This is a genomic window from Desulfobacter curvatus DSM 3379, assembly GCF_000373985.1.
Classification (GTDB): Bacteria; Desulfobacterota; Desulfobacteria; order Desulfobacterales; family Desulfobacteraceae; genus Desulfobacter; species Desulfobacter curvatus.
Map to the genome: position 1 here is coordinate 1 of NZ_KB893118.1, position 20696 is coordinate 20696.

Genomic DNA, 20696 nt, shown 5'->3' on the forward strand with positions numbered 1-20696 from the left:
GTCGGTTTTTTGCACAACGAACTGTTGGACTTCCATGAAGAGGTACCACGTATATAAAACTTTTATAGTATAAACCGACCGCCGCTGATGATTTAAAAAGTTGTCTTCTGTGCTTGAATTGTTATCCGAAAGAGATAGCTTTATTGATTTGATACCTTCAATTTGTAACGGTAATAAAAGTGTTGTGGAACAAAAAGCCATACAACCAATGGAACGCTATTCCCTTTTTTGAGGGGAGTGTTTCATATAAACGGCCATGGGCCGACCTGACATATCAACTGCCAGGCATAGCCCACAACAAAGCTTGAAAGATCTGAGTAACTTACCCAGACTTTCTTATAAAATTTTCCAGTTTCGAAATTCTTAGAAAAAAATTGGTCAGGCATTAATGGTATCATGTGTCTCCCAAAGCCTTTACAGAAAGGGCGTTTGATACTCCAAATCAATTCTCAAGGGGTTAAAATTTTAAAGGCAAGCTTTTGCATTTGTAGGGCTCTCTTTTTTGAAATTAAAAACTGTCCCGGCTTAAACCGGTAGCCGAAATTTGGACAAGCCCACATATTGTGGTTGAATCGTCCTTGAAAAAATCCGGAGTGACAGGGATAGTCTGGGGTTGTCGCCCGACTATAAAAAGGAGTCTGACGGGATAATGGACGGCCGAGGTCGTTCAATCCCTCTGACGATCTTTTTGTGGGAGACGTTCGCAGCCAAACTTAGGGCATGGAAATAAATTTTACTCGTGGATTCCATAATTTCTCAAAAATTTAACTCAGCACCGGATTATTCGAGGTGCCCTTAAATCATTATTCGCCGCTTGGGTACTTCATACAGCAATCAGAACCAATACAGGGGCTCAGACTTTGACAATATTTAAATAATTTCCTATTAGATGTATTGCAGTCTAAACATGTTAGGATTCATATATGCAAAACTTTTTAGACATTTTCACTAATATTCTCAATTCAGTGCGTGAGCCGCTCGTGGTTCTTGATGCCGATTTAAAAATTGTCAGAGCAAATCATGCGTTTTACGTGGCCTTTTGTGCCAAGCAGGAAGAGACAGAGGGCGTTTTAATTTATGACCTTGGCAACGGGCAGTGGAATATCCCCAGACTCAGAGAATTACTTGAGAAGATCCTCCCTGAAAACACCGTGTTCAATGATTTCGAAGTGGAGCATTCCTTTGAAGGCATCGGGCCAAAAATCATGCATCTGAATGCCCGAAGAATTTATAACGATTTCAAAAAAGTGGAGTTGATTCTGCTGGCCATTGAGGATGTGACCGAAAAAGAGCATTACAAGCGGAATCTTGAGGATATCGTAAAAAAAAGGACCGAACAGCTTGTTTTAGAAAAACAGAAAACCGTAGAGGAAAAACGAATTGTCGAAAAATCCTTAAAGAAAATCGAAGTACTGAAAAAGCAACTTGAAGATGAACAGGCGTATCTTAAAGAAGAAATTAAGCTGGAACATAATCACGAGAGCATTATCGGCAAGAGTGACGGGCTTAAATATGTGCTCTTCAAAGTTGAGCAGATTGCCCAAAGCAACACAACGGTGATGGTTCTCGGTGAGACAGGGACAGGTAAAGAGCTTGTGGCCCGGGCAATTCACAGCAACAGCAACCGGAAAAACCGGGCACTGGTCAAAATCAATTGTGCGGCATTACCCTTAAATCTTATAGAAAGCGAACTTTTCGGTCATGAGAAAGGAGCGTTTACCGGGGCCGACCGCAACCAAAAAGGGCGATTTGAAATTGCTGACAAAGCCACCCTGTTTCTGGATGAAATCGGAGAACTGCCTCTGGAATTGCAGCCAAAGCTGCTCAGGGTCATTCAAGACGGTGAATTCGAGCGCTTGGGCAGTTCTCGCACCACCAAGGTGGATGTACGGATCATTGCCGCGACAAACCGGAACCTTGAGGATGAAGTTGAAAAAGGGCGTTTCAGAAAAGATCTGTGGTACCGGCTCAATGTCTTTCCCATTACCATGCCGCCGCTGCGTGAAAGAAAAGAGGATATCCCCCTCTTGACAGATTTTTATATTAAAAAAATATCCCGGAGACTGGGAAAACAGATCAAGGTGGTTCCCCAAAACGTGATGAATGCCCTTTCAAATTATCACTGGCCGGGAAACGTCCGGGAGATGGAAAATGTCCTTGAACGGGCAGTGATTAATTCATCAAGCCCTAAACTCCATCTGGCGGATGATCTGGAAAAATCCTACAGGCATTTGAGCAAAGACTTTAAAACCCTGGAGGCGGTTGAACGCGATTATATCATCCGCGTACTCGAACAGACCCACTGGAAAGTCAGCGGCAAGAACAGTGCCGCCCAGATCTTAGGCCTTAACCGCAGCACATTGCGTGCCCGCATGCGCAAACTCTCCATTGTTCCTCCCGAGCGCCTTCCCTTTGATTCCCAATGAGGCCTATTTTTTCTTGTGGCCGATCCTTTTGCGATCCTGCAGCTGATTCCAAAACAGGAACCTTAAAAGGCACCATATGACCAATTGAACAAATACGACCGCCTTTAAGGCCATCCGACCTCCTTAAACAAGCTCCCCTCCTTTGAGTGTTACTCCTTAAATTCCGGCATCATCATAGAATGACTTCTCCGACCCGTCCCTTGGCACAATGATTGCTCTATCAGGTTACAGCAATCCCGCCCCGGAAAAACGGGTAAAAGGAGGTCCCAAATGAACATTTTACTGATTTATCCCGAATTTCCTGACACTTTCTGGTCCTTTAATCATGCGGTCAGTTTCATCGGCAAAAAAGCCGCTTTTCCCCCATTGGGCCTTCTGACGGTGGCTGCGCTGCTGCCCGAAAAATGGTCCAAGAAACTTGTGGATACCAATGTGGAACGTCTGAGCGACACGGACCTGTTATGGGCGGACATGGTCTTTATGGGTGGAATGACGGTTCAGCGCGAATCCGCCTGCCGGATTATTGACCGGTGCAAAGCCTTGCCGGTGCCCATCGTTTGCGGCGGTCCTCTTTTTACGGCTGAACCGGAGCAATTCGGGACTGCGGATCACCTGGTGCTGGATGAAGCCGAGCTGACACTGCCCCTGTTTTTATCAGACCTGGAAAAGGGCCAGGCAAAAAAGATCTATCGGGCGGGAGAGTTCAGTGACCTTAGTGAGACGCCGGTTCCCCTGTGGCATCTGTTGAAGGTAAAACGGTATGCCGCATTGAGCATCCAGTTTTCCAGGGGGTGCCCCTTTAACTGCGATTTTTGCAATGTCACCGCATTGTTCGGACACAAGCCCCGGCTGAAAACCCCCGGCCAGATCATTGGGGAACTTGACCGTATCTATGATATGGGCTGGCGGAGCAGCATATTTTTTGTGGATGATAATTTTATCGGCAACAAGCGATTTCTGAAAGACCATCTGCTTCCGGCCCTGATCCAATGGCGCAGTGATAAAAAAGGATGTGTCTTTTTCACGGAATCTTCCATCAACCTGGCCGATGATCCGGACCTGCTTTCCCTGATGGTAAAGGCGGGATTTGACTCGGTCTTCATCGGCATCGAGTCCCCGGATGAAACCGCCTTGAGCGAATGCCATAAAATCCAGAATAAAAACAGGGATCTGCTTGAAAGCGTGGCCATCATCCACCGCAGCGGCCTGCAGGTGATGGGCGGGTTTATCGTGGGATTTGACAGTGACCCGCCCTCCATTTTTCAACGCCAGATCGATTTTATCCAGAACAGTGGAATCGTCATGGCCATGGTGGGGATGCTTCAGGCCCCTCCCGGAACCCGGCTGTTTGACAGGCTTCAGCGCCAGAGCCGGGTGGTCAGGCCATTTACCGGAGATAATGTGGACGGCACAACCAATATTCTGCCCCGGATGGGGATGGAGGCGCTGTCAAAGGGGTATCAACGGATCATGAAACAGATTTATTCCCCGGCAAACTATTACCGGCGGGTCAAGACCCAGTTGCGGGCCCTTACGCCCCCGGAGGTGTTCCAGCCCCTGGACTTCCAGCGGTTTCTCTCTTTTTTCAGGGCAAGCCTCAGACTGGGTATCCTGGGAAAAGAGCGGTTCTGCTATTGGCAGCTGATTCTGTGGACCCTCCTTAGAAAACCCCGGCTGATTTCTGTGGCCGTTACCTTATCCATATACGGGTATCATTACCGGAAAATCTGTGAACGTTATATCTATATAAGGAGTAAAGATGGTCAATAAAATTCAAAAAAAAATCTATGCTGCACTGAAAGATTCTTATTCCAAACCCGGCTACGGCCTGGAAGATGAATTTTCAGGGCTGAGGGGCCCCGAGGTGCAAACCTCAGATACGGCATCTGACTGGGAGGAGAAATATTATTATCTGCTCGCTGATCTGGAAAACACGAAAAAGCGCCTGGCACGAGCCTCTGCTCTTGAAATAGAGGGGCAAAGAACAGAACTGCTCAAAGATGTGATCAAGCTGGCTGACGGGCTGGATCTTGCTTTGAACCATATCTCCGGTGAAGATGACAGCCGCAATATCTTCCAGGGAATCCAAGGGCTCAAAGGCATTCTGGATCAGTTTTTCATCAAACATGAGGTCCAGCCAATTGAGGCTTTAGGCGCCGTGTTTGACCCGAAGATCCATGACGCCCTTGGAGTGGTCCGGAATCCTGCAGCAATTGCCCATACCGTGGTAAGGGTTGAAAGAAAAGGATATTTATATCACGGCAAACTGCTGCGCCCGGCCCAGGTCCTGGTGGCGGCGGGGTAAAAGCACTCCCGCCCCCAACCGCTGCATCCGGAGCAACCAGTAAATCGGTCCGGCCGTGGGAGAACTTGGATCGGACTTCCGTGGAAAAAGAAAACATAGAAGGATCAAGGCCAAGTCCAGTGGTAGAAACTGCGTTGTCTATGATTGCTGAAAAGGATTCAGTCCATGTCAAACAAACCCAATCCGATTAACACCATCCAGGAAAAATTGCGCAGCCTCTTTGGCCGAACACAGGCCGCATCAAACAAAAAACCCGGGGCGCCTCTTTTAAATTTCTGGACGGTTCTCATCATTTTTTGGGGGCTTGTCTATCTGCAGCAGTCTTTTTTTGCTCCTAAGACAGAGACGATTCCCTACAGCCGTTTCAAGCAGGCCATGGCCGAGGGCAGCGTGGATGACATTCTGATAGGTCCCGAGAAGATTGAAGGTATTCTCAAGGGCGTACAGGGGCAGAAATTTGTTACCGTCCGGGTGAATGATCCGGGCCTTGCAAAAGAGATGGATGAGCGCAAGATCCAATATTCCGGCCGGACTGAGAACCGATTCTGGGGCATCCTTCTGTCCTGGGTTCTGCCCCTTGGCTTTCTCTTTCTGATCTGGCGGTTCACCGCAAAAAATATGGGCGGCTCAGGGGTGATGTCCTTTGGTAAAAATAAGGCCAAGATTTTTGCAGAGAGCGACACCCGGGTCTCTTTTGAGGATGTGGCCGGCATTGACGAGGCCCGGGAGGAACTGGAAGAGGTTGTGGATTTTTTAACCACCCCGGAAAAATTTCAGAAACTGGGGGGACGGATCCCCAAAGGCGTCCTTCTGGTGGGACCGCCTGGAACCGGTAAAACCCTTCTGGCAAGGGCGGTGGCCGGTGAGGCAAAGGTGCCTTTTTTCAGCATCAACGGCTCCGAATTTGTGGAGATGTTTGTGGGGGTTGGCGCGGCCAGGGTCCGCGATCTTTTCTCCCAGGCCGCGGCCCAGGCCCCATGCATCATTTTTATCGACGAACTGGATGCCCTGGGCAAGGCCCGGGGAATGAATGCCATGGGGGGCCATGACGAACGGGAGCAGACATTGAACCAGCTTCTGGTGGAGATGGACGGCTTTGATACCAATAAAGGGGTCATCATCATGGCCGCCACCAATCGGCCGGAAATCCTGGATCCGGCACTCCTGCGCCCCGGACGCCTGGACCGGCAGGTCCTGGTGGACCGGCCGGATATCAACGGCCGGGAAGCCATTCTGAAAATCCACTCCAGACAGGTGGTTCTGGGGGATGATGTGGATCTTTCCAAGATCGCCGGCCGCACCCCCGGTTTTGTGGGTGCGGATCTTGCCAATATTGTCAATGAGAGTGCCCTGCTGGCGGCCAGAAGCAACAAGGACATGGTGGAACCCAGTGATTTTGACGAGGCCATCGATCGGGTGATCGGCGGGCTTCAAAAAAAGAACCGGGTGATGAATGCCCGTGAAAAAGAGATTGTGGCCTTTCATGAGTCCGGCCATGCCATTGTGGCCGAATCCGTTGCCTTTGCCGACCCTGTCCATAAGATATCCATTCTTCCCCGGGGGATCGCAGCCCTGGGATACACCCAGCAGCAGCCCACCGAAGACAGGTACCTGATGACACGGTCTGAACTGCTCGACCGGTTGGCCGTGCTTCTGGGCGGCCGGGTGGCAGAGGAGCTGGTATTTAACGAGACATCAACCGGGGCCCAGAATGACCTCCAGCGGGCAACGGACATCATCCGGTCCATGGTGGCGGAATACGGCATGAATGAAAAGATCGGCCTTGTCAGTTATGACCGTCCCCGAACCCCCATGTTTCTGCCCCAGGGCTATTCTTCCGAGAAAAATTACAGTGAGGAAACCGCGGCCCGGATGGATGAAGCGGTCTCACTGATGATGGAAGAGGCGCATCTGCGGGTGAAAAAGATCCTTTCAGACAAAAGGGCGCTGCTGGATAAGCTGGCCGCACTTCTCGCCATCCAGGAAACCGTCCGGGGGGAAGAACTCAGAGACATGATGTGAGTTCATCCATTGTTGCGCGGCGGCAATGGCATGACACTGACAGGAAAACCATGGGAGGGCATGATGAAAAAAACAAAGAAAAAAATGAACCGGGTGACCAATGACAGCAAAAGCGACTGGATCGAATTCGGCAAAGAAGAAGCGGAAAACTGGATCAAAAACCTGGCAAATGATGATGCCCTCAGGGTGGCGGTCTATGCATCGGATTTTGATGATGCAGGGACAGTTGCGCATTACGCCCTTCCACACATGAACTTGACCTTTGAAAAAATCCTGCGCATTCCTTTGCCGTCCTTACCATGCGGTTGATTTCGCCGTCAGCGGATTCGGAAAGCTGCTCGTGTCTGTCCTGCAACACCGAGAGCAACTCCTGAGATCTTTGCCGAATCTTCTTTTTTTGTTCCGGATCTTTTTCCTTACGAGCGGCCTTTTGAAGATAAACTCCTGGGATCAGACGGCTATGCATCAGGTTTCGCTGGTCATCAGACAAATTCATATCGTTGACACACGACTCAATCATGCAGAAATAGAATACAAGGGTTGCCATCATTTTTTCGGTTACGCACCAGGCTTTCTCGATTTTATCCTTGCATCGATCCGGCAGCAGCTCCCTTGCTTCCCGGATTTGATCAAAGCTCTCTTTCAGGTGAATGCCAACAGCATCTGCGTCCTGCTTATTTCCTGTGAGAGGATCATAGGGATGATAGGCTCTGCTGATTTGTTTTCTTGCTTTTGTGACGTTTTCCTGATTTTCTCTTGCCTTGTCCAGAGCCTCCCTTGCTTCTTGTTCTTTTTCCACGCAGCGAAGGATTTTTTTATCAAAATCAAGAGGTCTACCAACAGGTCGTTTTTCAAGGCTTTCATAGTCGTCCTTGTTTTTCTGCGCATCAAGGACATTCTTTTCACTATTTTCATATTCTTTTTCATCTTTCCGTATTCTGGCAGAGAGTGGAGCTCCAGTTCCCCGGCTGATTTCATACATTACATGAAACAAATCCGGAGAATGATGACCGTTCAAGCCTTTCGTCACATGATGGATCAATCCCTTTCCCTCATCGCTCGTACTTTGAATAACCTTGACGGGAAGATTGCCAAGCTCCCCTCTGACAGCTTGGTTCCAAGTGGCTCCGGAACGGTCCTTGGCATATTTTTCAAGAATAATATAGTTGGAATTTGGCTCGATGACCACAAGGCAGACTTGAGGATGAAAGGTTTCATCTTCACATAGGGAGATTCGTTTTTTGGGCATAAGCAGTGAAAGACGCGCTTGTTCCATATCACCGAACCGGCCTATTTGGGTGTCCATTTGATTTGAAATTTTTTGATGGGTGCCGTAGGATGCTGCCACAAAGCTTGATAACCGGGTTAACTTAAGGAAATTGCAAATATTACGGATGCTGGCACATCCCACCTTGGTGAATTCAAAAAATGGGTCATGTTCTTCATATTTTCATGTCACAAAAATTAAGGTTCAGTAAAATCTTCCATAGAGAAATCATACAATCCCCATAGCTGACAATTCGGTAAAAATAACCTCAGTTCATACAGTTAATCAATTGTTGCATGTAAGAGAGAGATCGGATGGAGCTGTGTTGGTATGCAACAATTGATTAAACGCTCTTCCATGATTACGCACCCATAAGGGGCTAATATAGTACAAATATAGTTATTACGGTTAAAACAATTTTTGAAACGAGATTCTACGAATTGTTTTTATACGCTTCAGCAAGACTGATATGCAATTCAAACGCATATTAAAGGGATTCTGAGCCATATTGGATTGACCAAGGCGAAAAAGTATCAATTGGAGCCGGAAAGGACGTCACTGATTTTCTTAGCAAGCGCCTCTCTGGAAAATGGCTTTTGAAGAAACATCACACCTTCGCCCAGAATTCCACGGTGTGCAATGACATTGGCCGTATATCCGGACATGTAAAGGATTTTCAGGGATGGGAAATCAAACTGTAGCGTGTCGGCAAGTTCTTTGCCGCTCATTTTAGCCATAATCACGTCGGTGAGAAGCAGGTCAATTTTACTGCCGTGACGGTTGGCAATAGACAAAGCCTTGTGTGGAGAATCGGCTTTGAGGACCTGGTACCCCAGTTTATTCAGGGTCTTTTCACAGAAGTTCAGAATCATGGTTTCGTCCTCCACAACAAGAATGGTTTCACCGCCTCCTTTAACCAGATTGCCCGTGTCCTTAAGGGGGTGATCATTGCTGTCATCGCCTTTATACGCCCTGAAGTAGATCCTGAATGTTGTGCCGTTGCCGGGTTCACTGTATACGTTGATGAACCCCTTGTTTTGCTTGACGATACCGTAAGTAGTGGCCAGTCCCAGACCGGTACCCTCGTTTGGTTTTTTCGTGGTAAAGAAAGGCTCGAACAGACGGGCCTGAACAGCCTTGTCCATGCCGCATCCATTGTCACTGACTTCCAGGGTGACAAATTCTCCGGGTTTAAAACCCGGCCGTTGGCGGCACTCTGCTTCCCCTATACAGACCATATGGGTTTCGATTGTTATTTGACCGGAATCGGTAATAGCGTCCCTTGAATTCACGCAAAGATTGACAAGAATCTGGTCCACTTGTGTGGGGTCCAGCATGACCTGTCCCAGATTTTTGCCGGGGATCCATTTGAGTTCAATGTCTTCACCGATGAGCCGGATCAGCATTTTGATCATGTCATCTATAACGGTATTAAGACTCAGCGGCCTTGGGGAGATGGTCTGCTGGCGAGAAAAGGCCAAAAGCTGACGAGTCAGGTCGGCCGATCGTTTGGCTGCTGTTTGAATTTCGCTTAATGCCTGGTAATTGGTATCATTTTCATTGATCCCTTCCATCACCAATTCCAGGTTGCCTAGAATGACAAAGAGCATATTGTTATAATCATGAGCGACCCCGCCGGCCAGACGGCCCACAGATTCCATTTTCTGCACCTGGAGGATTTTTTCCTGCAATGCTTTGTTCTCTGCCTCAATGCGCTTGTTTTCAGTTATGTCCTGAACCGTGCCGATGGATTTGACCGGGTTTCCCTGTGCATCATATTCGGTTTTGCACCGTTCCTGTACATTCTTGATGCGGCCGTCTTTCATGAGCAGGCGATGCTCAATACTGTATGGTTTTCCGGTTTTCAGGGACCGGGTGTAGGCCTGATCGATTTTTTCCCGGTCCTCGGGATGGGCTGCATTGAGAAATGCTTGATAGGAGGCGTCAAAAGAGGACGGATCAATTTCAAATATCCGGTAGATTTCCTTGGACCAGAATAATCCCCCGGTCTGGTGATACAGCTCCCAGTGTCCGATATGGGCCAGTTGCTGCGTATCCCTCAGTCTGGCTTTGAATATTTTCAGATCTTCTTTGGCCTCTTTCAGCGCTGTGATATCACATGCGATTTCCAGGATCGTCATTTGGTCATTCGAGTCCCTCACAGGGATCATGCGGACCTGCCAGAATCCGTTTTCAACGGGCCAGTCGCATTGGCCGGTTGCCGGGAAGGTGAAGTCTACAAGCGTTCGTGTGTGCAGCACCTCGGTCATGGGACATCCCGTGCAGGGCTGTTTCAGTCCCCATATTTCGTAACAGTGCAATGGTGGAGAACAGGAGTGCTCCGGCTTATTGCCGACAGCTATTTGACCGGCAATTGTTTTGTCGTTGATGAGCCGGTAATCCGGGGTGAACCAGGCTGCAAAAAAGGGAAGCCGGTCCACCAGGGCCTGATTGAATATGTCATGTTGTTCGGTCATTACAATTTCGTCCAGGCGTTGAAGTTCTTAACAGGGAGTTCCGGGGTAATGCCATATCGAATCCCCGGGATCATGAAATTTTTTTATAAAACGATATTGAATTTTTAACGGCAGCATTATTAAAGAAATCAATAGATAAAGTTTAAAAAAAAAAGGTATAAAAAGCAATCCTAATTTTTAATTCGCTTGACCGGCAGCAGATAATACGACATATATGAAATGTCACAGTTCCCAGATCCGTGAATTCGGTCCATGAGTTTCTGATTTTGAGATTTCCAGGAGGATCTATGAAAATTAGTGCGGTCACTGTCCGTGTAAAAAAGGCGTTTGTAAACGAATTTATCGAAGCCAGCAAATTGCATCAGGCCAATACGGTAAAAGAGGAGGGCAACCTGCGGTTTGACTTCCTTCAGTCCCTTGACGACCCGACCTTGTTTCTTTTTTACGAGGCCTATAGATCCCAGGACGATATTGAGCTGCACAGAAATGCTGATTCTTACAGAACATGGCGAAAAACCGTGGATTCCTGGATGGCCGTTCCCAGGGTTGGTATTGGATTCAGGCCGCTGGCACCGGATGACGGGGAGCAATTCAGGTACCCCTGATCTTCTCTGTCCTGTCCCGAATTTCATCGGTTTTTCGCACTCTGTCAAACTTGCTTTGTATCCTTTCTGGCCTGTCTTATGCAATGTGCTCCCATTGTCTTGGATATCCTGTTTCTTCTGGGGCTGTATTTATCCAATTACAGCTATAGGAGGGTAAATCATGGAAAAACAACAACTGGCCGACGCGTTGTCCCGGGAATTCACCTCTTTGAGGTCGCAGTGTAAAATGCAGTCCGGCGATTTTTTTCCGGAAAATGTCATTGACCGGCAAACACAGATCACAGAAAAAACCGCAGCGCTCACCGCATATCTTGCCCATGCGCCATATTCGTCTGCCAAAACAGCCGCATCCGACTTAGATATGGCCAAAGAGGAAATCATTCTCGGGTATAAATTGATCCAGCGAACCAGTGCCGCAGCCGATACAATCCGGTTGTCGGTCAATGGAGATTATCTGAATATCGTCAGGCATTATTTTTCCGGCCGGACGTATGTGGTGGTCTTTTTTACCGGCCTTGCCTGTCCCGGGCGATGCAGTTTCTGTCCCAACGTGACAATCCTGCCGGACGGCAGCCGACAGCTTTCTCTCTATGGCAGTCGCCAAGATAATTCAATGTCTCCCGTCAATATCGCATCGGTTTTTCGGGATATCGATAAAATTACGCGCCAAAACACCTCAATTTTGGTAAAAATTTCCGGAGGACTGGAACCGTTGACCGATCCGGACACCATGGCAGTTATTCTAGACCAGGCTGAAGCCATGGGAATCCATGTTAAATTGTTCACCAACGGCATTCTGCTGAAGACCCCCCGGCTTCGACGCCTGGCCCTCAGGGCCGAAGACGTGAGAGTCAGCCTGAGTATGGTTGATGAAGATGCTTATGGAGAACTGATGTTCGGCAATGATACAATCCGAAGGAGACAGTATGGGCTGCCCGTAGTGCTTGAGAATCTGCGCTGTCTTGTGAAGGAACGGAATCGGCTGGGTATCAGTACCCGAATCGGCATCAATACCGTTGTCCTGGAAGAAAACCACAGGGATCTGGAACGGTTTGTCTATATGGCTAAGGACCTGGGGTTGGATTATATTGATTTCAAACCCAATTATTTTTCAACCTACACAGCACAAACCCTCAAGGCAATTTCAGAACAGAGAGACAGCGTAAAGGCACAGAGCGGCAAGGGTATTAACATCTATTTCGCAGGCTCCCTGTCAGGGGAAAACATGTTCTGGCATCACCGGGATGGTGAATGCGAACCCCATAAGCAGTCTATGTTTAAAATGTTCATCACCCCCAGAGGGGATTGCAGCCCAGTCCATCACGGCGCTTTTCCCCGGGGGCGGGCAACGTCCGATACCGGCGGCGCCCCATATTCCATCGGCAGAATTTGTGAAGAATCTTCACTCTTGGACCTGATCCGCAACATGCCGTGTCTGCCGGGTTTGCGGTATGAGAAACTGAACCCTTTTGAACATATGCTGGCCTTGGAAATTAAACGGGAAGAGCAGGACCGGGCATGGGGTATCCCAGACAGCTGCAACCCCTATCATTTTTCCAAGGGCGATATTCTGCCCCGGCAGATCCTGGAGAACCCTTTGCTGCATTAAGGATTTAGGCTGATGCAACTGAGATGATTTTGCCGGATCTAATTCAAATGGTAAACTGAGCCACCTTTTCATGAAGTTCTGAGGCCAGTGTAGACAATGCTTCAGCACTGGTCCGTATTTCACGGCTGCCCGCTCCCACGTTTTCTGTGGCTTGGCTTACACCTGCGATATCCTGTGTGACTTCCCTTGATACAACCGATGCCCGGTTAATATTTCTGTTGACCTCATCAAGTCCGGTGGCCGCTTCGCTGACGTTCTTGGATATCTCCCGGGTTGTGACGGTCTGCTCTTCAATGGCCGAGGCAACCGTGGCCACAATTTGGTTGATCTCATTGATAACATCCACAATGGTGTTAATAGCCCCCACTGATTCTGTTGCAGTGGCCTGAATCGCGCTGATTTTGTCACTGATGTCCTGGGTGGCGTGAGTTGTCCGTCGGGCCAGGGCCTTTATTTCACCGGCAACCACGGCAAATCCCTTGCCGGCCTCACCCACCCGGGCAGCTTCAATGGTGGCATTTAGGGCAAGCAGGTTTGTCTGCTCTGAAATTTCTGCAATGGTTTCCGTGACCTTGTTGATCTCTTCTGCTTCCCGGTCAAGGTCCTTGACTTTGACGGACACCACTTTGGCTGTAGCAACGGCGTTGCATGTGGTTTCACTGCCTTTTTCCGTATTATGAGAAACCTCCCGGGTGGTGGCGGCCATCTCTTCAATGGCTGTGGCGATCATCTGCAGGTTCATAGTCGCCTGTTCAGTAGCTGCGGCAACACTGTCCATGGAGACGCTCATTGTTTCGGCGGATGTGGAGACATGACTTGTTTTTTCCGAAGTCCGGCCTGCATTTTCCTCAATTTGCCGTGAAGCAATTAACAATTGTGTGGAGGAGGCTGTCAAACTGCCGACCCCGGCCACGATATCTGAAAACATCAGCTGTAAATTTTCAGACATGTCGTTGAGTGCCGATGCCAGCATACCGACCTCATCGGTCTGATTGATATCGAGCCGTTTGGTTAAATCTTTGCCGGCAATAACTTCCCGGGTGTCCAGTACAATCCCTTCTACACCAAAATAACTGATGATGCTCATTATGCCTAACAGAAAAACAACTGTACCAATACCGATGCCTATTTTTTTTGTAATCTTGATATTTTTCCAGTTCAATACGTTCTCCAAAAACAAACTATATTTTAAATTTCCAAAAGGCAGGTATACTTATGTTTATATTTTTAAAAACGCCATTTTCATATAACGGCCACGGGCCGTCCTTGGTCTATCAGCACCCAGGCTCAGCCAACGACGAAACTTGAAAGATCAGTATAAAAAGAGAAGCCCAGCCACCGAAATCAATTTCGGTGGCTGGGCTTAAGAATGTCAGTTGATTAACTTAAGTGTTATACTTAAGCGTTATCAATGATTTGGTTCATTGTTGCGGAAGGTCTCATTGCAGCAGTTGTCTTATCGAAATCAATTACGTAGTAACCACCGATATCAACAGGGCTTCCCTGTGCAGCTAAAAGCTCATCAGTGATTTTTTTCTCGTTTTCTTCCAGAGCCTTAGCAACTTTTGCAAATCTTTCTTTCAAAGCTGCATCGTCATCCTGTGCAGCAAGTGCCTGTGCCCAATACATTGCCAGATAATAATGGCTGCCTCTGTTGTCAATTTCATTGACTTTACGAGAGGGATTCTTTCTTTCCTCCAGGAACTTGGTATTGGCTTCGCCCAGAGCCTTAGCATATACTTTAGCAGTAGCGTTGCCTTTGTTTCCAATGTATTCCAGAGATTCGGCAAATGCCAGGAATTCACCTAAGGAATCCCATCTTAAATGACCTTCTTCCAGGAACTGCTGGATATGTTTTGGAGCAGATCCACCGGCGCCGGTTTCAAAAAGTCCGCCACCAGCCATCAAAGGAACGATGGAAAGCATTTTAGCACTGGTACCAAGCTCAAGAATGGGGAACAAGTCTGTCAGGTAATCCCTCAAAACATTACCGGTAGCACCAATGGTATCTTGTGACTTTCTTACACGGCCACAGCAAAAGGTGCATGCGTCAGTTGGCGCCATAATCTGAATATCTAAACCGGATGTATCATGATCCGGCAGGTATTTTTCAACTTTTTTAATCAGTTCGGTATCGTGACCTCTTTGTTTATCCAGCCAGAAAACAACAGGGTAACCGGTCAGTTTGCCACGATTTACGGCCAGTTTAATCCAGTCTTGAATGGGGGCATCTTTTACCTGACACATTCTGAAAACATCGCCTTCTTCAACATCGCGTTCAAGCAGAACGTTACCGGCAGTATCGACAACTTTAACGGTTCCGGCAGTGGCGACTTCAAATGTTTTGTCATGTGAGCCGTATTCTTCGGCCTTCTTTGCCATCAAACCAACGTTTTGTACGGTTCCCATGGTTGCAGGAGTGAACGCGCCGTTTTTCTTGCAGTCATCAATAGTTGCCTGGAAAACACCGGCATAGGCTCTGTCAGGAATCATGGCTAAGGTATCAGCAAGCTCTCCATCCGGTCCCCACATTTTTCCGGAATTGCGGATCATTGCAGGCATGGAAGCGTCGATGATCACGTCACTGGAAACGTGCAGGTTGGTTATTCCCTTGTCGGAATTCACCATTGCCAGAGGCGGTCTTTTTGCATAGCATGCCTGGATATCTGCTTCAATTTCCGCTTTTTTGTCTGCAGGTAAGGTCTCAAGTCTTTTGTAAAGATCGCCAAGACCCATGTTCGGGTTCACGCCGATCTCTTTGAACGTACCTGCATGTTTTTCAAAAACTTCCTGGAAGTAAACATAAACAATATGGCCAAAAAAGATTGGGTCGGAAACTTTCATCATTGTTGCTTTAAGATGGGCTGACAGCAGAACACCCCGATCTTTAGCTTCTTGAATCGCTTTAGCAACATATGCACGCAACGCCTTTTTGCTCATAACGCAAGCAGAAATAACTTCAGCGGGTAACAGTGCAAGCTTTTCTTTGAGAACAGTTTTTGATCCGTCTGCACCAATCAGTTCGATGTTAACGTCACATGCTTTTTCAACAGTCGTTGCAACCTCAGTTCCATAATAGTCACCTTCGGTCATTGAAGCAACGTCAGTTTTGGAGTCCGCAGACCAAACACCCATGGTGTGGGGGTTTTTCTTGGCAAATTCTTTAACCGCAACAGCTGCTCTACGATCGGAGTTTCCTTCCCTTAAGACAGGGTTAACTGCAGATCCCAGATTCTTTGAATATTGAGCTTTGATGGCAGCTTCTTCGTCATTTTTGGGTTCATCAGGATAATCCGGAACATCATATCCATTGTCCTGTAATTCTTTGATGGCGGCTTTCAATTGGGGAACAGAAGCACTGATATTCGGAAGTTTGATAATATTTCCGTCCGGAGCCATGGCAAGCTCGCCTAAAAATGCCAAATCATCAGACACTTTCTGATCGTCTTTTAAGCGGTCATTCCAGTTAGCTGCAATTCTTCCCGGCAAAGAGATATCTCTTTTTTCGACTTCAATCCCGGATCCTTTAAGATAGGATTGAATAATGGGAAGCAAAGAATGAGTTGCTAATAAAGGGGCTTCATCAGTTCTCGTCCATCTAATTGTTTCAGTCATGTTTATTCCTCTGTTGAAGTTTAGGTTAAAGACATCTAACAATATTTATCTTAAGATCAAAGACCTATCAGATAGTTTCTTATCAAAATTCAATTTAAGGTCTTCCATCTTGCAAACACAAACGGCGAATTTACCGGCCATGAGCAGTTCACCCATAACATACAAACAATACTAAGGTTTCAACGGTCTGACTTAATTTGTTCTTAAACAAAAAACAAATCAGAACTGTAATAGCATTCAACCAGGTGCAAATCAAGACTGTTATATAAATTACTGTAAAATTTTGTATACAACTAAAATTTTACATGTTAAGGGACAATAATAGTCCTATTAGTGCTGATTTAAACCCGTTATTCATTGTATTTTCCGGGTTATCGCAGTGACAGTTCAATATCGTTAACTTAAATTTTTTTTATGATGCCCATCTCCTGCTTGCTTGGACATAATAAAGAAGGAAGGAAGGTAAAAAAATGAAAATAGTTGTTCTTGATGGATTTACCCTGAACCCGGGGGATCTTGACTGGGAAAAATTTTCAAAAATAGGTGATCTGCAGGTTTATGACAGAACAAGCCCCGAAGAGATCCGGGAGCGGACGGCTGACGCAAACATTGTGCTGACAAATAAAACCATGCTGACGGCCGAAGACATTGCAGCAATGAACCAGGTTGAGTATATCGGGGTGCTGGCAACGGGGGTGAATGTTGTCGACCTTGAATATACCAAAAAGAACGGGATTACGGTGACCAATGTTCCCGGCTATTCCGGTTCTTCGTCAGCGCAAGCGGTTTTTGCCCTGATTCTGGAATTGACCAACAGGGTGGGACACCACAGTCAGACGGTAACGGATGGAAAATGGTCGGAATCAAAGGATTTCTGCTATTGGGATTATCCTTTGGTGGAATTGGAAGGCATTACCTTGGGCATCGTGGGATATGGCGGTATCGGCAAAGCCGTGGCAAGAATTGCATTGGCTTTTGGGATGAATATCCTGATCTACAATCGCTCGGTTCCCCCTGATCTTCCCGATGGAATCGCCTATTCGGATCTGGATAACCTGATCAAATCCAGCGATATCATTTCCCTGCATTGCCCGTTGACCCCCCAGACAAAAGGGATGATCAACAAGGAAAGCCTGGCCCAAATGAAAAAAACTGCCTATTTGGTCAATACCTCCCGGGGTCCGCTGGTTGTGGAAAACGATTTGGCAGATGCTTTAAATAAAGGCATTATTGCCGGGGCAGCAATGGATGTCCTTGACGTCGAGCCGCCGGACAAAAACTGCCCGTTGCTGACGGCTAAAAACTGTTACATTACCCCCCACATCGCCTGGGCAACCCTTGCATCAAGGCAAAGGCTGATGTCCATAGCCGTTGAAAACATAAAAAACTATCTGGCAGGAAATCCTCAAAATGTAGTCCCCAAAAAATAAAAACCGCAGACCCAGGCAAAAAAACCATAAGGAAGAGATGGGGGTTCCTTAAAGCGATCAGATCATCACTAAATTTGACCTGTCAATTCAGTACCGGCTGATTAAAAAACAGGCCCCGGTAATGCCCAAGGATATTTGAAAGCATGGCTGTTCTCAAAAATCTTCAGAATGGCAACCACCTGATCATACTGGATCCCAATACAACGTCTCCTTTACCCTTTTTAAATCTTGATAAAATTCAAAACAGCCCGATGAAACCCTAAGGAAACAATAAACTCTTTATTCTAATCTTCTTTGCGACCCGAAAAACATATTTCAGATGCTTTCCGGGTCGCAATTTAATCATCAATTTTTTACAGTGAACAAAATCGGCCGGAGCGCATTCTTCCCTGCAACGTACATCGGTATTGGTCAGGGACAAAATCATCATCCGGATTGACCCGTTGGTTAATATCCAACCTAAAGCATGTCGCTGATACGAAAATGCACCGTCAAATATAGATTTCTGATTCCATATATATCCAGCGGCATTTGAACCACATGATTATCTGATATACCTGACGGATAGCTAATCATGACCGGATACTCTCCTGACAAAATGCCTTCACCACGACATCTCCAGCATTCGTATACGCCAATCCAACCTTGACCGGAACAGGATGGGCATTTTAGTTGTGCTGGCAGGGTCACCTTAATTTGTCCACCCTGAAACGCCTGTTCAGGTGTTAATGTGATAACTACATTGAGATTCTTAAGATCGTCGCTTTTAGGTCTGGATCTCTGATTGAAATTGCTAAATATTTTATCAAACAATTCATCAAATGATGGCCTATAGGTATGAAAAGACCGTAAGAGACTCGCAGTTCCCAAATCCATGGGTTGTTCCTGTTCAGGTATGAGAGGCTCAACTTGTTTTCTTGGGGCGGATCTTATACTTTCCCAATATTTGGGCCTCAATTTTTTTTTTTGACTTAGGACCTCAAGGTCATGTGTTTGTCGTTTAATTGGATCTGACAGTATGGAATATGCCTCATGGACTGCAAGAAACGGAGAATGGTTATCTCCATAATGATCTGGATGAAACTCCTTGGCAAGCCGTCTGTATGCGTCTTTGATATCATCCAGTGTTGCATCTGAAGTAATTCCTAAAACAAGGTAATAGTCTTTCGGCATGATATCACCCCCCTGATAAAAATTCTTCAATTGAACAATCTTAAATATTTATATTTGAATAATGAATATCTTGATATCAAGATCATTACCGGATCATAAGTACATTTAATGTTGTAAACGTCGCCCGAACCAATTGCATCCCTTTTAGCTTATCGAGAAAAAAATTCGTTTTTTTATTTTGATTCGTTCATCATTTCAGGCCTCCTTCTTTAAAAAGAAGGATAATTTATTTATATTACTATGTCAATAGTAATTTTAATCGTAATGAAAATTATATTGATATAATATTTTTTATGTCTATTTTATTTTCAAACCTAAAAAGAAGGTATAACAAAACCGGTTTTTAAAGCAAAAAACTTATAAAAAAGGAGTTGGAACTATGTTTACAAGAATGAGCGACATCGACAGAATGTTCGGGACCATGGATCTGCTCCGAAAGAGAATGGGCAGACTTTTCAGTGATTATGGCAGGTTGTACCTTTCCGGTCCTGAGTTCACATTGACATCTAATTCACCAAGAACCAACCTTCTGGAAAGTGGGGATACATTTGACGTCCAGGTTGAAGTTCCCGGTATCTCAAAAGATAACCTGAATATCAAAATTCAGGGTAATTATCTTGAAATTAGCGGCAAACGATCTGTGGACACCCCGGAGGGTTATAAAGTTCACAGGAATGAAAGAGGCCGCAACACATTTTCACGTAGCTTTACTATACCTAATGGCGTTGATGCTGAAAAGGTTGAAGCCGAGCTTAAGGACGGTATCCTATACCTGACACTACCAAAGTCAGAAACTGCAAAACCCAGAATGATCGATATAAACGCAGCATAAAAAATCAGGGCACCATCTCTTATTGCTTGGATGGCTGAGAGGATTGGTTCTGCTCCTCGCAGTCATCTTGATCCAAAACATATAAATATCAAAAGGAGATGAAAAATGAATATTAAAAAAATAGCACCATGGAATTGGTTTAAAAAAGAAAACGAAGATAGTGGACTTACCATTCCTGTAAAATACAATAAAGAAAAAAAGAGCAATTATTCAGCACACTCATTAAGTAGTTTGCACGATGAAATGGACCTGTTGTTTGATGATTTTTTCAACGGTTTGGGGTTGCCCCTATCATTATCCAAATCAGGAATGCTTGAAGGAATGACCGGTAGCGTACTGAAGCCAAGGCTTGATCTAAGTGCAACCGATAAGGAATACACGGTTTCTGTAGAGATACCCGGCGTTGGTGAAAAAGATGTAAACCTTGAGCTTATTCATGACACCTTGATTATTCGGGGAGAAAAAAAACAAGAGAAAGAAGAGAAAAAGAAAAATTATTACCGGCTCGAAAGATCCTACGGGTCATTTCAACGTACTTTATCACTGCCGGACGATGCTGACAGGAATAACATAAAAGCTGATTTTAAAAATGGTGTATTGAACATCACCATTCCCAGGATGGAGCTTGCTGGAGCCAAAGCTAAACAAATAGAAATTAAATATACCTAACACGACAGCGACATATAAAATTATAGACGGAGTCTTTTTTATCTGATACACTTCCGGCCTACATGAAGAACTGTGGAGGAAGCTGTGAAGATCAATTTTGATATCTTGGAGAATAAAAATCTATTCATTGGGTCATTGAAAGAATTGCCATCGGCAGAACTGATGCAAGTTTGTGGGAGTGACCTGGAACCTTTATGGGACGAATTGGTTCAAAGGTATCACTATTTAGGTCACAAACAGCTTTTAGGAAAAAGGCTGAAATATTT

At 46.1% G+C, this 20696-nt stretch carries 14 protein-coding genes and 1 pseudogene; 10 read left to right on the forward strand and 5 right to left on the reverse strand.

Going from position 1 to position 20696, the window contains the following annotated elements; genetic code table 11:
* The first annotated feature begins 923 nt into the window (after nt 1–923).
* The 4 genes from B147_RS0125095 to ftsH all read left to right on the forward strand — a co-directional run bounded on the left by B147_RS0125095 (nt 924) and on the right by ftsH (nt 6753).
* Nucleotides 924–2426 (forward strand): sigma-54 interaction domain-containing protein, encoded by a 1503-nt coding sequence (locus B147_RS0125095; RefSeq protein ID WP_020589955.1) that lies wholly within the window; start codon nt 924–926, stop codon nt 2424–2426.
* Nucleotides 2427–2696: 270 nt separating this feature from the next.
* Entirely contained in the window at nt 2697–4196 is a 1500-nt protein-coding gene (locus B147_RS0125105) for a B12-binding domain-containing radical SAM protein (protein WP_020589957.1), read from the forward strand.
* Nucleotides 4186–4731 carry a nucleotide exchange factor GrpE gene (locus B147_RS0125110; RefSeq protein ID WP_020589958.1) on the forward strand — a complete coding sequence of 182 codons (546 nt, stop codon included), beginning with the start codon at nt 4186–4188 and terminating at the stop codon, nt 4729–4731. The genes B147_RS0125105 and B147_RS0125110 overlap by 11 nt, the downstream gene beginning before the upstream one ends.
* Nucleotides 4732–4896: 165 nt before the next feature.
* The gene (gene ftsH, locus B147_RS0125115) at nt 4897–6753 is read left to right on the forward strand and encodes an ATP-dependent zinc metalloprotease FtsH (protein ID WP_020589959.1); all 1857 of its coding nucleotides are present in this window, start codon (nt 4897–4899) and stop codon (nt 6751–6753) included.
* 181 nt (nt 6754–6934) lie between these two features.
* Here the strand turns inward: ftsH and B147_RS0125125 are convergent, their stop codons facing one another.
* Together B147_RS0125125 and B147_RS30745 are read right to left on the reverse strand one after the other, a co-directional pair.
* Nucleotides 6935–8101, reverse strand: coding sequence for a DUF6399 domain-containing protein (locus tag B147_RS0125125; protein WP_157238031.1), 1167 nt, complete (start codon nt 8099–8101; stop codon nt 6935–6937).
* A 452-nt stretch (nt 8102–8553) separates the two neighbouring features.
* Complete coding sequence (locus B147_RS30745) at nt 8554–10497, reverse strand: PAS domain-containing hybrid sensor histidine kinase/response regulator (protein WP_020589962.1); 1944 nt, start codon at nt 10495–10497, stop codon at nt 8554–8556.
* 287 nt (nt 10498–10784) lie between these two features.
* Between B147_RS30745 and B147_RS0125135 the strand changes: the two genes are divergently transcribed.
* The gene (locus B147_RS0125135) at nt 10785–11102 is read left to right on the forward strand and encodes a putative quinol monooxygenase (protein ID WP_020589963.1); all 318 of its coding nucleotides are present in this window, start codon (nt 10785–10787) and stop codon (nt 11100–11102) included.
* A gap of 160 nt (nt 11103–11262) precedes the next feature.
* A complete protein-coding gene (locus B147_RS0125140; RefSeq protein WP_020589964.1) occupies nt 11263–12711 on the forward strand; it encodes a radical SAM protein in 1449 nt (482 codons plus the stop codon).
* Nucleotides 12712–12754: 43 nt separating this feature from the next.
* Here the strand turns inward: B147_RS0125140 and B147_RS29480 are convergent, their stop codons facing one another.
* Both B147_RS29480 and B147_RS0125150 read right to left on the reverse strand, forming a co-directional pair.
* Nucleotides 12755–13873, reverse strand: a complete 1119-nt coding sequence (locus B147_RS29480) for a methyl-accepting chemotaxis protein (RefSeq protein ID WP_020589965.1) — start codon at nt 13871–13873, stop codon at nt 12755–12757.
* 236 nt (nt 13874–14109) lie between these two features.
* Nucleotides 14110–16326: an NADP-dependent isocitrate dehydrogenase gene (locus B147_RS0125150; RefSeq protein WP_020589966.1), complete on the reverse strand. Its 2217-nt coding sequence runs from the start codon at nt 16324–16326 to the stop codon at nt 14110–14112.
* Between the two features lie 470 nt (nt 16327–16796).
* Between B147_RS0125150 and B147_RS0125155 the strand changes: the two genes are divergently transcribed.
* Nucleotides 16797–17756 carry a D-2-hydroxyacid dehydrogenase gene (locus B147_RS0125155; protein WP_020589967.1) on the forward strand — a complete coding sequence of 320 codons (960 nt, stop codon included), beginning with the start codon at nt 16797–16799 and terminating at the stop codon, nt 17754–17756.
* Between the two features lie 459 nt (nt 17757–18215).
* Here B147_RS0125155 and B147_RS0125170 read toward each other — a convergent pair whose 3' ends face one another.
* Entirely contained in the window at nt 18216–18929 is a 714-nt protein-coding gene (locus tag B147_RS0125170) for a DnaJ domain-containing protein (protein WP_020589970.1), read from the reverse strand.
* Between the two features lie 379 nt (nt 18930–19308).
* Between B147_RS0125170 and B147_RS0125175 the strand changes: the two genes are divergently transcribed.
* From B147_RS0125175 to B147_RS32020, 3 genes and pseudogenes are all read left to right on the forward strand, one after another.
* Nucleotides 19309–19761 carry an Hsp20/alpha crystallin family protein gene (locus B147_RS0125175; protein WP_020589971.1) on the forward strand — a complete coding sequence of 151 codons (453 nt, stop codon included), beginning with the start codon at nt 19309–19311 and terminating at the stop codon, nt 19759–19761.
* A 105-nt stretch (nt 19762–19866) separates the two neighbouring features.
* Nucleotides 19867–20430, forward strand: coding sequence for an Hsp20/alpha crystallin family protein (locus tag B147_RS0125180; protein ID WP_020589972.1), 564 nt, complete (start codon nt 19867–19869; stop codon nt 20428–20430).
* Nucleotides 20431–20514: 84 nt separating this feature from the next.
* Nucleotides 20515–20696, forward strand: a pseudogene (locus tag B147_RS32020) (Druantia anti-phage system protein DruA); the annotation flags it as partial.